Source organism: Posidoniimonas corsicana, from assembly GCF_007859765.1.
GTDB lineage: Bacteria > Planctomycetota > Planctomycetia > Pirellulales > Lacipirellulaceae > Posidoniimonas > Posidoniimonas corsicana.
The window spans coordinates 790,801-804,421 of sequence record NZ_SIHJ01000002.1; the positions used below are offsets into that span (position 1 = coordinate 790,801).

The 13,621-nt window shown below is 67.8% G+C and carries 15 protein-coding genes; 9 read left to right on the forward strand and 6 right to left on the reverse strand.

Annotation, left to right across the window (positions count from 1 at the left end; translation table 11 throughout):
* Positions 1-37 precede the first annotated feature (37 nt).
* Both KOR34_RS19155 and KOR34_RS19160 read right to left on the reverse strand, forming a co-directional pair.
* On the reverse strand, positions 38-1,267 hold the full coding sequence (locus tag KOR34_RS19155) for a RimK family alpha-L-glutamate ligase (protein WP_146567168.1): 1,230 nt from the start codon (positions 1,265-1,267) through the stop codon (positions 38-40).
* Positions 1,268-1,315: 48 nt separating this feature from the next.
* Positions 1,316-1,765, reverse strand: coding sequence for an ATP-dependent zinc protease family protein (locus KOR34_RS19160; protein ID WP_146567170.1), 450 nt, complete (start codon positions 1,763-1,765; stop codon positions 1,316-1,318).
* Positions 1,766-1,894: 129 nt separating this feature from the next.
* Between KOR34_RS19160 and KOR34_RS19165 the strand changes: the two genes are divergently transcribed.
* The 3 genes from KOR34_RS19165 (at position 1,895) to KOR34_RS19175 (ending at position 4,342) form a co-directional block, all read left to right on the forward strand.
* The gene (locus KOR34_RS19165; protein WP_146567172.1) at positions 1,895-2,773 is read left to right on the forward strand and encodes an SDR family oxidoreductase; all 879 of its coding nucleotides are present in this window, start codon (positions 1,895-1,897) and stop codon (positions 2,771-2,773) included.
* A gap of 71 nt (positions 2,774-2,844) precedes the next feature.
* Positions 2,845-3,627 (forward strand): MBL fold metallo-hydrolase, encoded by a 783-nt coding sequence (locus KOR34_RS19170; RefSeq protein WP_146567173.1) that lies wholly within the window; start codon positions 2,845-2,847, stop codon positions 3,625-3,627.
* 118 nt (positions 3,628-3,745) lie between these two features.
* Complete coding sequence (locus tag KOR34_RS19175) at positions 3,746-4,342, forward strand: HAD family hydrolase (protein ID WP_146567175.1); 597 nt, start codon at positions 3,746-3,748, stop codon at positions 4,340-4,342.
* 9 nt (positions 4,343-4,351) lie between these two features.
* Here KOR34_RS19175 and KOR34_RS19180 read toward each other — a convergent pair whose 3' ends face one another.
* Positions 4,352-5,836: a S1C family serine protease gene (locus KOR34_RS19180; protein WP_146567178.1), complete on the reverse strand. Its 1,485-nt coding sequence runs from the start codon at positions 5,834-5,836 to the stop codon at positions 4,352-4,354.
* Between the two features lie 163 nt (positions 5,837-5,999).
* On the opposite strand from KOR34_RS19180, the gene KOR34_RS19185 reads away from it, so the two are divergent.
* The 6 genes from KOR34_RS19185 (at position 6,000) to KOR34_RS19210 (ending at position 10,273) form a co-directional block, all read left to right on the forward strand.
* Complete coding sequence (locus KOR34_RS19185; protein WP_146567180.1) at positions 6,000-6,212, forward strand: zinc ribbon domain-containing protein; 213 nt, start codon at positions 6,000-6,002, stop codon at positions 6,210-6,212.
* A 23-nt stretch (positions 6,213-6,235) separates the two neighbouring features.
* On the forward strand, positions 6,236-6,640 hold the full coding sequence (locus tag KOR34_RS19190) for a cytidine deaminase (protein WP_146567182.1): 405 nt from the start codon (positions 6,236-6,238) through the stop codon (positions 6,638-6,640).
* A 143-nt stretch (positions 6,641-6,783) separates the two neighbouring features.
* Complete coding sequence (locus KOR34_RS19195) at positions 6,784-7,107, forward strand: calmodulin-binding protein (protein WP_146567183.1); 324 nt, start codon at positions 6,784-6,786, stop codon at positions 7,105-7,107.
* 165 nt (positions 7,108-7,272) lie between these two features.
* Positions 7,273-8,679 (forward strand): helix-turn-helix domain-containing protein, encoded by a 1,407-nt coding sequence (locus tag KOR34_RS19200; RefSeq protein ID WP_146567185.1) that lies wholly within the window; start codon positions 7,273-7,275, stop codon positions 8,677-8,679.
* The gene (locus KOR34_RS19205) at positions 8,672-9,154 is read left to right on the forward strand and encodes a hypothetical protein (RefSeq protein ID WP_146567187.1); all 483 of its coding nucleotides are present in this window, start codon (positions 8,672-8,674) and stop codon (positions 9,152-9,154) included. Before KOR34_RS19200 ends, KOR34_RS19205 begins: the two co-directional genes overlap by 8 nt.
* A 45-nt stretch (positions 9,155-9,199) precedes the next feature.
* Entirely contained in the window at positions 9,200-10,273 is a 1,074-nt protein-coding gene (locus tag KOR34_RS19210) for an Mrp/NBP35 family ATP-binding protein (protein WP_146567189.1), read from the forward strand.
* Between the two features lie 142 nt (positions 10,274-10,415).
* On the opposite strand, the gene KOR34_RS19215 is transcribed toward KOR34_RS19210, so the two are convergent.
* The 3 genes from KOR34_RS19215 to lpxB all read right to left on the reverse strand — a co-directional run bounded on the left by KOR34_RS19215 (position 10,416) and on the right by lpxB (position 13,548).
* Positions 10,416-10,724, reverse strand: a complete 309-nt coding sequence (locus tag KOR34_RS19215) for a hypothetical protein (protein WP_146567191.1) — start codon at positions 10,722-10,724, stop codon at positions 10,416-10,418.
* A gap of 743 nt (positions 10,725-11,467) precedes the next feature.
* Positions 11,468-12,199, reverse strand: a complete 732-nt coding sequence (locus tag KOR34_RS19220; protein ID WP_146567193.1) for a M50 family metallopeptidase — start codon at positions 12,197-12,199, stop codon at positions 11,468-11,470.
* A 137-nt stretch (positions 12,200-12,336) separates the two neighbouring features.
* Positions 12,337-13,548 (reverse strand): lipid-A-disaccharide synthase, encoded by a 1,212-nt coding sequence (gene lpxB, locus KOR34_RS19225; RefSeq protein WP_146567195.1) that lies wholly within the window; start codon positions 13,546-13,548, stop codon positions 12,337-12,339.
* Positions 13,549-13,621 lie beyond the last annotated feature (73 nt).

The following is a 13,621-nucleotide window of genomic DNA, read 5'->3' on the forward strand; positions in this document are numbered from 1 at the left end:
CGGCTTCCTGGCGCCGCAGGCCTAAAGCCGCTGGCGGCTAGTCCGCCTGCGCATCGGCGGCGCGTTGCTCGGCGTCCGCGACGACCTCGGTCTCCGGCAGCTCCTTGACCTTCGGGCGCCGCTTCTTCCGCACGCGGTCGGGGATCATCGACCGCATCTGCTCAAGCTTGCCGAAGCAGAGCATCCGGTCGCCCGGCTCCAGCGTGCGCTTGAGCCGCGGGTTGGGGATGACCGTGGTGCCGCGGTAGAGGGTCAGCACATTGATGTCGCGGTCGGGCAGGCCGGACTCGTCGATCGTCTTGCCGACAAAGTCGGAGCCCTCGGGCACGTGGATCTCCGACACGCCGTAGCCCCGGCTGACCGTCAGCCGCTGGCGGAGGTCGATCTCGCGGAAGTCGACCTGGGCGGCGATGTAGTCGATCACGGCGCCGGCGATGTCGAGCTGCGTGCAGAGCTCGATCCCCTCCAGGCCGGGCGAGGAGTTGACCTCCATGATCTGTGGCCCGTCGGCGCCTTCCAGCATGTCGACGCCCGCGATCCGCAGGCCGATGATCTGCGCGGCGCGGACGGCGGTCTCGCAGTAGGTCTCGTCGAGCACCACCGGCTCGGTTCGTCCGCCGCGGTGCACGTTGCTGCGGAACTCGGCGCCCTGCGCCACCCGCCGCATCGCGGCGACCACCCGGTCGCCCACGACAAACGCGCGGATGTCCTTGCCCTTACTCTCCTTGACGAACTTCTGCACCAGCACGTTCTGCTGGGTGGAGTGCAGGGTCTCGATGATCGCCTCGGCGACCTTGACGGTCTCGGCCAGGATCACGCCCACGCCCTGCGTGCCCTCGAGCAGCTTGATCACCACCGGCGCGCCGCCCACCCGCTCGATGGCGGGCAGGATGTCCTTGCGGTCGCGCACGAATGTGGTGGACGGGATCCCCAGCTGGTGGCGGCTGAGCACCTGCATGGTCCGCAGCTTGTCGCGCGACGCGGTGATGCCAGCCGACGAGTTCGCGCAGAACACGTCCATCTGCTCGAGCTGCCGCACCAGCGCGGTGCCGAAGTAGGTGATCGACGCGCCGATGCGGGGCAGCACGGCGTCGTAGTGGCTGAGCTGCTTGGAGCGGAAGTACAGGTCGGGCTCGCCCTGCTCCAGGTCGATGGAGAACTTCAGCGAGTCCAGCACCTTCACCTTGTGGCCGCGTTGCTCGGCGGCCTCGCGGAGCCGGCTGGTGCTGTAGCAGTTGCGGTTGCGGGAGAGGATTGCGAGTTTCATGTCAGACCGCCAATGGGGGTGCGTGATTAGCAGGAGCGGGGCGTCGGCCTAGGGGCGGCCGCCGACGTAAGACCGCCCGGAGTCGACCAGGAACCGGCGCCGCAGCGCCTCGCGGCCCAGCAGCATCCGGAAGCCCATCTGGTCTCGGTTGGCGAGCGTGAGCTCGATCTCGAACACCTGACCGGCGACCCACACGTCCGTGAGCACCACCGGCCGCAGCGCCTCGTGCCCCGACGAGCTGCGGACCTTGCGGAACTCGTACACCGGGCACTCGCACTCGATCGACGGCTGGCTCTTGCGCTGCACCGGGTGGACCAGGAACCGTACGTGCGGCGCCCCGTCGACGTCAAACGTCTTGAGCTTGAACGCGTGCAGCGACGAGGTCCTGGCGCCGGTGTCGACCTTCGCCTTGATCGCCGGGACGCCAAGCGGGTCGAGTCGGACCCACTCGCGCCACCCCACGGGCGACAGCTCGCGTTTTCTCGTCGATCTCGGCAAGGCGTCGGTGCGGCCCACGGTTTTCGATTGTCGCCAACGTTAGCCGCATTCTACCGCTACACGACCCTCAGCGGTACCTCCGGCCCGGTCGGCGTGCGCCGCCTTGCCTCCCCACGCTATAGTAACGCCATGAGACACCTCGTGATTGGCTGCGGTTACCTTGGGCAGCGTGTGGCGGCTTTGTGGCGCGACGCGGGACACGAAGTCGTCGCGTTGACGCGCGACAGCGGCCGTCAGGTAGAGTTTGATACGCTCGGCCTGCGCGCCGTCGTCGGCGACGTCACCCAGCCCGCTACGCTCGCGCCGCTGGGCGACGCGCCGGTTGACACCCTGCTGTACGCGGTGGGCTACGACCGCGCGGCCGCGCCTTCTATCCAGCAGGTGTACGCGGACGGGCTGCGGAACGTGCTCCAGGCGCTGCCCGCTCAGACCCGCCGCGTCGTTTACATCAGCACGACCGGCGTCTACGGCCCGGCCGGCGGCGACTGGGTAGACGAGCAGACCCCCGCCAATCCGCTACGCGACGGCGGCCGCGCGTCGCTAGCGGCGGAGCAGACGCTGCACGAAAGCCGGTTCGCCGATCGCGGCGTTGCGCTCCGCCTCGCGGGCATCTACGGCCCGGGCCGCGTTCCGTTCTTGCAGCAACTCTCCGGCGGCGAACCAATCCCCGCGCCCGCAGACGGGTGGCTGAATCTGATCCACGTCGACGATGCGGCGCGGATTGTGGAACAGGCCGCGGTGGTTGAGAACGTGTCGCAACTGTACTGCGTTTCCGATGGCCAGCCGGTGCAGCGTGGCGACTACTACCGCGAGGTTGCACGGCTGGTGGGCGCCGATCCCCCGAGGTTTGTCGCCCCGGAGCCGGATTCGCCCCGCGCGGCGCGGGCCGCGGCGGACAAGCGGGTCAGCAACCGCCGACTGGTGGCCGAGCTAAAAACCCCGTTCCGCTACCCGAGTTACCGGGAGGGTTTGGCCGGCATCCTTGGCAATCCACGGCCCAACGGTTAGAAGTGTAGTCTGCCCACGGCGGCCCCGCGCCGCCCCTCACCGGCCCGCTATCACGCCAACCACGACCACGGATGATCCAGCGTACGCCCCTGTTCCCCAACGTCATTGAGCTGAACCACCAGGCTCGTCAGCGCATCACCTGCAGCGTCTACCTGATCTACGACGACCAGGCGTGGACCCTGATCGACATCGGGTACGAGGACGCGGTGGAGGACTGCATCGAGCTGATCCGACAGCTCGACTTCCCGTTCTCCCGGTGTGTGACGCTGCTCGCCTCGCACGCGGACGTCGACCACATCCAGGGTCTGGCCAAGGCGAAGCAGCTGCTCAAGACCACCGTCAGTTGCCACCCCGTGGCGGCCGCCAAGCTCGAGGCCGGCGACGTCATCTCCACCTTCGCTAAGATCGAGGCCCAGGGCATCGACCTGGCGATGCCGCCGGTCAAGTGTGAGAACAAACTCAACGACGGCGATATCCTTTCCGTCGGCAACCTGACGCTGGAGGTCTGGCACACGCCGGGACACACCGACGGTCAGCTGTCGTTCCGCATGGGCGACCTGCTGTTCTCCGGCGACAACCTGTTCCGCGACGGCTGCGTCGGCGCAATCGACGCCCACCACGGCAGCAGCATCCCCGACTTCATCAGCTCGCTCACCCGCATCCGCGACTCCGACGTCAAGTGGCTGCTGCCCAGCCACGGCCCGGCGTTCCGCAAGGACAACGCGCTGATCGACAAGACCATCGAGCGGCTCGAGGGCTACCTGCACATGGCCGACTTCGGCACCTGCGCGACCGACTGGCCGCTGATGGACGAGTGGGAGCGGGAGCTCTCCGCGGGGAAGAATCCGGAGTAGGATGGTTGGCGGGCGCCGCGGAATATGCGCCGCAGCTCGGTCCCACCATCGGATCGCGCGGCGGAGCCGCGACGCTTCGCAGCCCTCCCCCATTCCCCCCTTGCCCGCCACCCTCCCTATGTACGAAATCTCCGACGACGTCCTCGGCGTCATCTTCGACTGCGACGGCACGCTCACCGACTCGATGCCGGTGCACTACCTGTCGTGGAAGCAGGCGTTCGACGCGCACGGCATCGAGTTCACCGAACAACGCTTCTACGCCATGGGCGGCATGCCGAGCGACAAGATCGTCGCCACGATGGGCGCCGAGAACGGCAAGCAGCTCAACGTCGATGAGGTGGCGCACGAGAAGGAGTCGAACTTCGTCGAGCTGCTGCACCAGGTGCCGCCGCTCGAGACCGTGGTCGAGGTGGCCAAGCAGGAGAAGGGGCGGCGGAAGATCGCGGTCGCCAGCGGCGGCTTCCGCTGGGTGATCGACCGCCAGCTCGCGCACATCGGCCTGGCCGACTGGTTCGACGCGATCGTCACGGCCGAGGACACCGAGCGTCACAAGCCGGAGCCCGACGTGTTCCTCGAGGCCGCGCGGCAGCTCGGCGTGCCGGCCGACAAGTGCCTGGTGTTCGAGGACTCGGAGCTCGGCCTCGAGGCGGCCCGCCGCGCCGGCATGGACGCGGTCGACGTCCGCCAGCCGATGTGGGGCAGCAGCTCGGTGTAGTCCGCCGGCCTACTCGTCCGACGCCTCCCACACCTTGAGCAGCTCCGGCGAGCCCTGCCGGCGGATGCCCTCGTCGGTCAGGATCTCCTCGGTCGCTTCGAGCGCCTCGCGGCGGCGGAAGACCAGCGACTCGTACCGCCCCGCCAGGTCGATCTCGACGAACTCGCCCGACGCGTCGCGGAGCAGGCTCACCAGGTGCGGCAGGTTCCTGACCGGCTGGCCGTCGACCGACTCGACCACCGCCAGCGTGGCGTTGCTGTAGCCGCGGGTGATGCGGTGGGGGAACAGCCGGTTGGGGATCATCACCAGCTCCTCATCAGGGAACCGCTTGAGGTCGCGGAGCCGGCCGAGCAGCGGGTTGTCGGTCGCCATGAAGCTGGCCCACATCCTCGGCCCGCCGCGCACGGCGACCTCCTGCGTCGCGGTGGTGAAGACCAGCGGCCCCCAGATGAAGTAGTCGGGGTAGCCGTGGCCGACGATCGGCAGCACCAGGTCCCGCCCGCGGTGCACGTCAGCCTGGACCTCCAGCGACTCGCCGTCGCGGAAGATCGTAAGTGGTACCTTGCCGTCCTCCGCGCACTTTGGCGCCTGGTACAGGTACCGCAGGCGTAGCTCGTCGCCCAGGCGGACGTAGCCCTGGTTGTCGATTTCGTGCGGGCCGATGTGCGTGATGACGTCCCACCGCTTAAGGACGCTGTCGTCGCCGTAGGGGGCCTCGACCACCACGCCGGTGGTGTCGCCGTCCAGGCCGAGCCGCTCGCGGAGCGCGCGGTTCTCGGTGGTGTTGACGTCGTCGTACAGGGCGGGCTTGCCGTCGTACGAGCCGTCGGCGACGTCGGCCAGGAAGTCACGGATCTCCTCGACCGGGATCAGGTAGCCGATGTTGTCCGCCTCGTTGATCTTGCTGAACACCAGGCCGATCAGCTTGTCGTCGGACAGCGCCGGCCCGCCGCTGTTTCCCGGGTTAAGCGCCGCGTCCACCTGGATCCTGAGCCCCAGCCCCTCGTAGTAGAAGCTCGTGAACTCGATCCGCGAGACAACTCCCTCGGTGATCGACAGCTCCTCTCCGCCCATGGGGTAGCCGTAGGCGGTGATTGACTGGCGGAGCTTCGGCAGCTCGTCGGACATCGCGATCGGCGGGATCGACTCCGCGACCGACGCGTCCTCCAGCTCCAGCACCGCGAGGTCGATGCCCGGCCCAACCGCCACCACACGGGCGGCGTGCTTGTCGGACGCGCCGTGCTGCTGCACCTGGATCTGTGACGCGTGCTGCACCACGTGCGCGTTGGTCAGGATCCGGTTCCCCTCGATCATCACGCCCGACCCAGACGAGCTGCTGGGGCTCTTCTTGGACCACGGCCGGTAGAAGTCGGGCGCGCGGCTGGTGACCTCGATCCGCACGACCGAGTCCCGCACGCCGGCAGCCGCCGCGTGGCCCTGCTGCAACAGAACGGCGGCCAGGACGGCCAGGGTCAGCCCAGGGGTGCGTGGCATGGAGTTTCTCGAGGGTGGTCGGTGGGCGCGTCTGGCCGGCAACGACGCCCAGTGTACCCACGCGGCGGAGCCGGGTCTAACTTGGCGGGCGCAGGGAGGGAAGATCCGCCCGCCGCCGACGAATACCCTGCTGCCCGCTCACCCTCCCACCACCGGAGCCCCCATGCACCACGACAACTGGCAGTGCCCCAAGTGCCACCACGAGCAGTTCGAGGTCGGCGAGTTCCGCGCCACCGGCGGCCGGCTCGCCAAGATGTTCGACGTGCAGAACAAAAAGTTCAGCACAGTCACGTGCTCCCACTGCAGCTACACCGAGATCTACCGCTCCAGCAGCTCGACGCTGGGCAACGTGTTCGATATCTTCCTGGGAGGTTAGACCACCCCCAGAAGACGCGTCCGATGGCACTCGATCAGGAGCTTGTCGACGCCGCGATCGCCCAGGCGGCGGCGCGGTTCCCTGCCGGCAACGGCGGCGCGGCGGCCCTGCGGCTGGCGGACGGCCAGATCCTAACCAGCGTCTGCCTCGAGACGCCCAACGAGGCCGTCAACCTCTGCCACGAAACCGGCGCCATCTGCGAGGCCTACCGGCGCAAAGCGACGGTCGCGGCCAGCGTGTGCGTCAGCCGCGAGGCGCCCGACGCGCCTTTCCTGATCCTCACGCCGTGCGGCGTCTGCCAGGAGCGGCTCGCCACTTGGGGGCCCGACGTAGTCGCCGCCGTCCCCGCGCCGGGCGACGCCACGCGCTGGCAAGCCAAGACGCTCCGCGAGCTGCAGCCGCACTACTGGCGGAACATCTTCCTGTAGCGCCGCCTCTCAGGCCGACGGGCCGGCTGTGACGGTTGTGACGGATTTTCCCTCAATTCCGGTCGCCCGGCCGGTCGATGCTTTGTCACAGCCAAGGCCGCGCGCCGCGTCCGGGCGAGTTAATCGATTGGGGGGACATTCTGATGATCCGCAGGATCTTTGCAGCCGCGTTCGTCGCGGTCGTGCTAGCGGGCGTGGCGTCCGACCGGGCGGAAGCCCAGCAGGCCTACGGCCGTTCGTGGGGCGGCACCGCCAGCAGCACCGACTGGCAGCGGTTCTACCACTACCCGTACGTGTACTACCCTCAGAACTACTGGGGCAGCGAGTACTACCGCAGCGCCGACAGCCTGTACTACCGGTACCCGCCCGAGATGCGGATCCCGGCCTACAACCGCCGCTGGCACAACTACTACCCGAGCGCCCGCCGGTACCACCAGGGGCACCACTTCAACCTGGACGTCTTTTGATCTCCGGCTGAAGACCTCTACCGCACAGGAGACGGCCCCGGACCTCGGCGAGGTCGGGGCTGTTTTCGTTGCCGGACGCGTTCCGCGCGGCCCGCGGCGCGGGTAGTTACAATCGAGGGCAAACGGGGCGCCGCCCCTTGACGACCCTCCGCGTGCGGGCCCCGGATGCACGACCTCCGACAACTCTACGACGCGTCCCGCGCGCCCGCGTACGCCGTCACGCCCGATGGCGTGGTCGCCTACGCCAACGCGGCTTTGTGCGCGTGGGTCAGCCTGCCGGTCGAGTCGGTCGTCGGCCGCAAAGTGGCCTACCACAGCGAGCCGACCGAGGGCGGACCTCCGGGCGCGTCGACCGGGCCGCTTACCGGGCTCTGCCCGCCGCCGCTCGCGTTTCAGCAGCCCACCGCCGGCGGCGCCCTGTCGGTAATGGGGCAGGACGGCCGGCTGCGGCACCGCCAAGCGGTGTTCTCGTCGTTCGAGCTTGAGGCCGAGCCGCCGCGGCGGGCGGTGGTGGCCGTGCTCGACGACCGCGACCTCACGCCGCAAGAACTCGCGGCGTCGCTCTCCGAGCAGCCGGCCGAGGACGTTCTGCACCGCGACATCCGCCGCTTCCGCCGGGGCCGCAACGAACCGGACGCCACCGCCCTCCTGCTCGGCGACAGCCCAGCCGCGCGGCTGCTCCGCAGCCAGTTCGACCTGGCGCTCCGGTCCGCCGCGGGCGCGCTCGTGACCAGCCCGTGCGGCCAGGACTCCGCCGCCCTGGCCCGCGCCATCCACTACGGCGCCCACGACCCGCAGGCGCCGCTGCTGCCGATCGACTTTGCGCGTCTCGACGCCGACGCGGCCGCGGCGCTGCTCAATCAACACGCCGGCCGCCTGCAGGACCGTGCGACCGTGCTGCTCCTTTCCCCCGACGCCGCTGCCTCCAGCGACCAGAGCCGGATCGCCGACCAGCTATTAGAAGCGCGGCCGCACCGGCTGCTCGCCACCGCGACCGCCGGCGCCGATAGCTTGGCGCCGCCGCTGCGGGCGCTGGTCGCGACGCTGTCGCTCCACAGCCCGCCGCTCGCCGAGCGCGACGCGGACCTGCCGATCATGGTGCAGTACTACCTGGAGCGGGCCAACTCACTGACCGACGCGCGGGTAGGGCGGGCCAACCCGGAGGCGGTGGACCTGCTCTCCATCTACGACTGGCCGAACGGCGCGGCGCAGCTCGGCGAGGCGGTCGCCGCCGCCCACGCCGCGTGCGTGGCCGACAGCCCGCACGCCGTGGAGATCGAGGCATCGCACCTGCCGCCGGTGGTCCGCCACGCCGCGCTGGCCGCCGGCCTGGGCGCCGACGGGCCCGAGTCGGTCGACCTCGACGCCCTGCTCCGCCGGATCGAACGCGAGCTCATCGAGAGGGCGCTCGACAAGGCCAACCACAACAAGGCCGAAGCCGCCCGCCTGCTGGGGCTCACCCGCCAGCGTTTCTACCGTCGCCTAGAGAGCCTCGTAGAACCCGATAGTAGCGAGACTCAAGATGCCTCGGTGAACCAAGGCGGCAACTCCCCAGGGGACGCCGATGACTGACTCCGGCTGGCTGCTGATCGTCGAGCAGGGCGAGCGGTGGACCGCCGCGATCCAGTCCCGCCTGCGCCGCACCACCAACCCGCGGCCTCGCGTTCGGCGGCGTGACTCACTGCCCGTGCTCGCGGAGCTGGACGCCCACGCGCCGCTGTTTGTTGCCCTCGAGGTTCGCTCCGACAACGTCTTTGAGTCCCTTGAGCAGTTGGGGCGGCTGAACCGGCTGCCAAGTGTGGGCTGTGCGGCTCTGCTCTCGCTCGGCCCCGACGCCGCCGAGGCGGACCGCCGGCTGCTGCAGCTCGCGGCCCTTGAGGCGGGCGCCTGCCTGGCGGTCGAATCGCCCCGCGCGGTACCTCCGCTGCTGACCGCCGTCGGGCGTTCGCTGGACGCGGCCCGCCGTTCGGCCGACCGCGTGCTGCCGCCGCACGAGCGGGTCTGGCGGCGGCTGCCTTGGCAACCCGAACCATGGCCGGTAGGGTGAGTTGTTGCTCCCCACCCCACCGCTCCCCGTATTGTGCCGCCTGAAATGTCTGACCTGACGCCCGAATCCGTGCTGCAACTGTTGGCCGACTTCAAGGACCCCGAGACCGGCCGCGGCGTTCAGAAGATGGACCAGGTTCGGGAGGTCAAAGTCGACGGGCAGGCGGTGAAGGTCACGCTGGGGCTCACCAGCTGGTCGGCGATCCTGGCCGACGAGGTCACGCAGCACTGCCACGACTTCCTCGCCGAGCGGCTGCCCGCGGGCGCGAAGATTGAAGTGCAGACCGCTCCGCACGAGCGGCCGGCCGAACCGATCGGACAGATCGGCCTGCGCGCCAAGAGCGTGATCGCGGTCGGCTCGGGCAAAGGGGGCGTCGGTAAGAGCACGGTCGCGACGTCGCTTGCGCTGGCTCTTTGCAAAGCCGGGTCCAAGGTGGGACTGATGGACGCAGACGTTTACGGGCCGAGCGTCCCGCACCTGCTGGGGACCAACGAACGCCCGGTCGCGGTGGACAAGCGGCTGCAGCCGATCGAGAAGGACGGGCTGCGGCTCATGAGCATGGGCTTCCTGGTCCCGAAGGAGGAGGCCGTGGTCTGGCGGGGGCCGATGCTGCACGGCGCGATCACGCAGTTCCTCAAGGACACCGACTGGGGCGACCTCGACTACCTGATCATCGACATGCCGCCCGGCACCGGCGACATCGCGCTGACGCTCTCGCAGCTGCTGCCGCTGACCGGCGCCGTGGTGGTTTGCACGCCGCAGGAGGTTGCGCTCTTGGACGCGGTCAAGGCGATCGCCATGTTCCGCAAGGTGAAGATCCCGTTGCTGGGCGTGGTGGAGAACATGAGCTACTTCCTCTGCCCCGACAACAACAAGCGCTACGACATCTTTGGCACGGGCGGCGCCCGCGCGAAGGCCGAGGAGCTCTCGGCGCCCTTCCTCGGCGAGCTGCCGATCAACATCGCGATCCGCCAGCGCGGCGACGACGGACAGACCTCCGGCAACCTGGACGACGCGCAGACCGCCGGCTACTTCGAGCAGATCGCCCGGCAGATGGTCCGCAACATCGCCCGCGAGCACGAGCGGGCCCCGGCGATGCCCTCGCTGCCGGTGCTGTAACCGCCCAGCTGCGGTGCGGAGCGGCCCAGCCGGGGTGGCTCCAGAAGAGCTTTCCACCAACGAATAAAGGCCGGAACCGCTGAGCGGGACCGGCCTTTTTTCGTTGTTTCAGCGGGCGTTTTGCGTCCGGGACGACGCCGCCCTACTTCTTCTTCCGACGCACCTTCTTCTTGGCGGTCTTTTTCTTGGCCGTCTTCTTCTTGGCGGCCTTCTTCTTGGCGGCCTTCTTCTTCGTCTTCTTCTTGGCGGCCTTCTTCTTGGCCGTCTTCTTCTTCGCTACCTTCTTCTTCTTGGCCGTCTTCTTCTTGGCGGCCTTCTTCTTCGTCTTCTTCTTGGCGGCCTTCTTCTTGGCCGTCTTCTTCTTCGCTACCTTCTTCTTGGCAGACTTCTTCTTAGCCGCCTTCTTCTTGGGCGCCGCCTTCTTACGGGCGACCTTCTTCTTCTTGGCCACAACAACTCCTCCATAAAAGAGACTGAACGGCCCGCCGCCCGCTGCGCAAGTACTAGCGCGGACGACGGTCGTCCGTAACAAAGGGGTCGGCCTTCCAGGTCGACCCGCCGGTGTCTGCCAAGCCGCCCATTAGCAGTCGACGCAAACGTCGTTTACTTGTGGGCAACTATCCTTGACAAACATCGGCATTGCATCTGTCGGTAGTTGTACGAATTAGCGCCTACAGTGCAACACGTTTTGATTAAAAAAACGCCCCGCGCAACGCTGCGCAACCAACGTGCGCCGCGCGTTGCGCGCGGCGGCAACACCACTGCAACGCGACGCGCGCATCGCGAGCGCTAACCAAGACGACGTGTCGCTGCTGATCACGACACCCATGGTCACAAGTCCGCGCAGCAACGCCCGCTCAAGGTTGCGCGGCGTGTGCGCAACGCGCGAACACATAAAAAGCACTGGAAAAACAGGGCTTCGGTGCGTCACCTACCGCGCGGCGCACTACGCACTGCGTTGCTAATGCGCGGCCGATTGGTCCGCCTTAGAGCTTTGCTCGTTCAGCAAAGAATGGCGTCGCCGCCATTGTTAAGAGCGTCGCAGCGCGTCGTTTGGCCAGCGGGCTTGGACACGCAACGCAACGCTACTTGAGCACAAAAAAATTTTGCACTTTTTTTGTTAAGCGTGCCGACGAACCGGACGAAACGCTCCGGAAACATCGCGCAACGTTACGCGCGACAACCAACGCGCGCTCACCAACCTCTGCCGCGCGACTGCTGATACGCCTGAAGCATCTGGTAGTTGCTGTAGGCGAGCACGCCGAACATCAACACCGTCCACAGGCCTCCCCCCAACGACAAGAAGTACAACGCGATGCCCGCAGCGCACCCCAACGACAGCCACAAGGATGCGATCACGCCGCGGTGCGCCGGCAGACACATGGTGAGCAGCTCCCGCGACACACGCCCCCCATCCAGCGGGTAGATGGGCGCCAGGTTGAGCACACCCCACATGATGTTAATCCAGAACAGGTCCCGCAGCAGCTCGTTCATGAACACGCTGTCGACGGGCGCAACCGCCACAATCGGAAAAGGCACAAACCGCATGGCTATCGGCACGCCCGTAGCGACGAGCGCCGCGGCCAACAGCGCCGCAAAGGCAAACCCTGCGAACGGGCCCGCCAGGGAGATCAGCACCTGCCGCCAAGGCGTGTCACGCACGCCCTCGCTGATGGCCAGCCCACCCATCCCGTACAGCACAATCCGCGACCGCCCACCGTAGTGACGCTGCAGCAGTGCGTGCCCAAGCTCGTGCACCAGGATCGACACGAACACGGCCGTCACCCAGATCGCCACGGAGCGTGGCTCGGGGTTGCTGCCCAGCAGCAGGCAGACGATCCAGAAGAACGGGTGCACGCGCACCGGGAAGCCTAGCAGGCGGAAATGCAGGTCGGCGGGCGTGGGGCTCGGTTCGGAGAGGATCATGCGGCGGACTCTCTTGAGCCTGAAACGGAGGACTAAGGCAGCCCGACAAACGGGGACACCGAGTCCGACAACGGGAAGACTGTTCTCGTAGTTCGGCTGTCCGATCTGACAACAATAAACGATGCGGCGCCGCGTGCTTAGGCCGCGTCGCTAACCGCGGCTGGCGCCGCCGGTTCGAGCGTGTCGATCAGGTACTCCGAAGCGCGGACCGAAGCGCCGCCCTGCCCGATGCGCTCCTTGAGCTCCGCCATCCGCGCGACCAGTTCCTCGCGGGCGGCCTCGTCGGTTAGCCATCCGGCGGCGTGCCCGGCGAGCGCGTCGGACGGGTCCTCGCAGGTCAGGTACTCCGGCATCAACACGTGCGCGTCGCGCGGGTCGTGCGGGTCGAACACGCCTACCTCCTCGGGGAACAGCTCCTCGGCGGTCAGCAGGTTGACCAGTGTGATGTAGCGGACCCGGCGGAAGAACTTCTGCACGAAGAAGGCCAACGGCGAGACGCTGTACACAATGGCGGTCGGCTTGGTGTGGAACAGCAGCTCCAGCGACACCGACCCCGACACCGCCAGGCAGCAGGTCGCGGCGCGGATCAGTTCGGGCGTCCGCCCCACGTGCACGTCGGCCTCAACGCCCGACTTGGCGAGCTCGGTCTCGACCAGTGCGCGCTGCGACTCCTTGAACACCGCGATGGCGAACCGCACGCCAGGCGAGCGCGCGCGGATCTTCTCCGCCGCCTTGAGCTGCCACACCAGGTTCGAACGCACCTCCTGAGTGCGCGAACCCGGCAGGATGGTCACCAGCGGGCCGTTGGCCTGGTGTGATGCAACGAACTGCTCGTCGAGATGCTGGGCACGCAACTCGTCGAAGTACGGGTGGCCAAGGTAGGTCGCGTTGCAGCCCCGGTCGCGGTACCACTGCTCCTCAAATGGCAGCTTCACCAGCACGTGGTCCACGTTGCGGCGCATCTTTTTCACACGCCAGCCAGCCCACCCCCACAACTGGGGGGCGCCGTAGTAGTAAACAGGGATGCCGTGCGCCTTGGCCTTCTTGGCGATGTGCCAGTTGAAACCCGGGTAGTCGATCAGCACCACCGCGTCGGGCCGGTGCTCCGCGAAGTAGCGATCGGCGCGTTGGACTAGCGCGCGGAACTTGTGGTAGTTGAGGATCACCTGCAGGAACCACATCACGGCGAACTGCGTGAGGTCGGTGTGCAAGTCGCAGCCCGCCTGCTCCATCTTGGGCCCGCCGTAGCCGACCATCCGCCAGTCGGGGCGGCGGCGTTTGAGCTCGCGGATCAGGTTGGCGCCGTGCAGGTCGCCCGAGGGCTCGCCGACGGAGAAGAAGATGTTCATGCGCGCCGCGACACGGTTGCCGGGTAGGTGGTGGGCTGGGCAAGCTAGATCGGGCGGGGAGTATCCCAGAAAC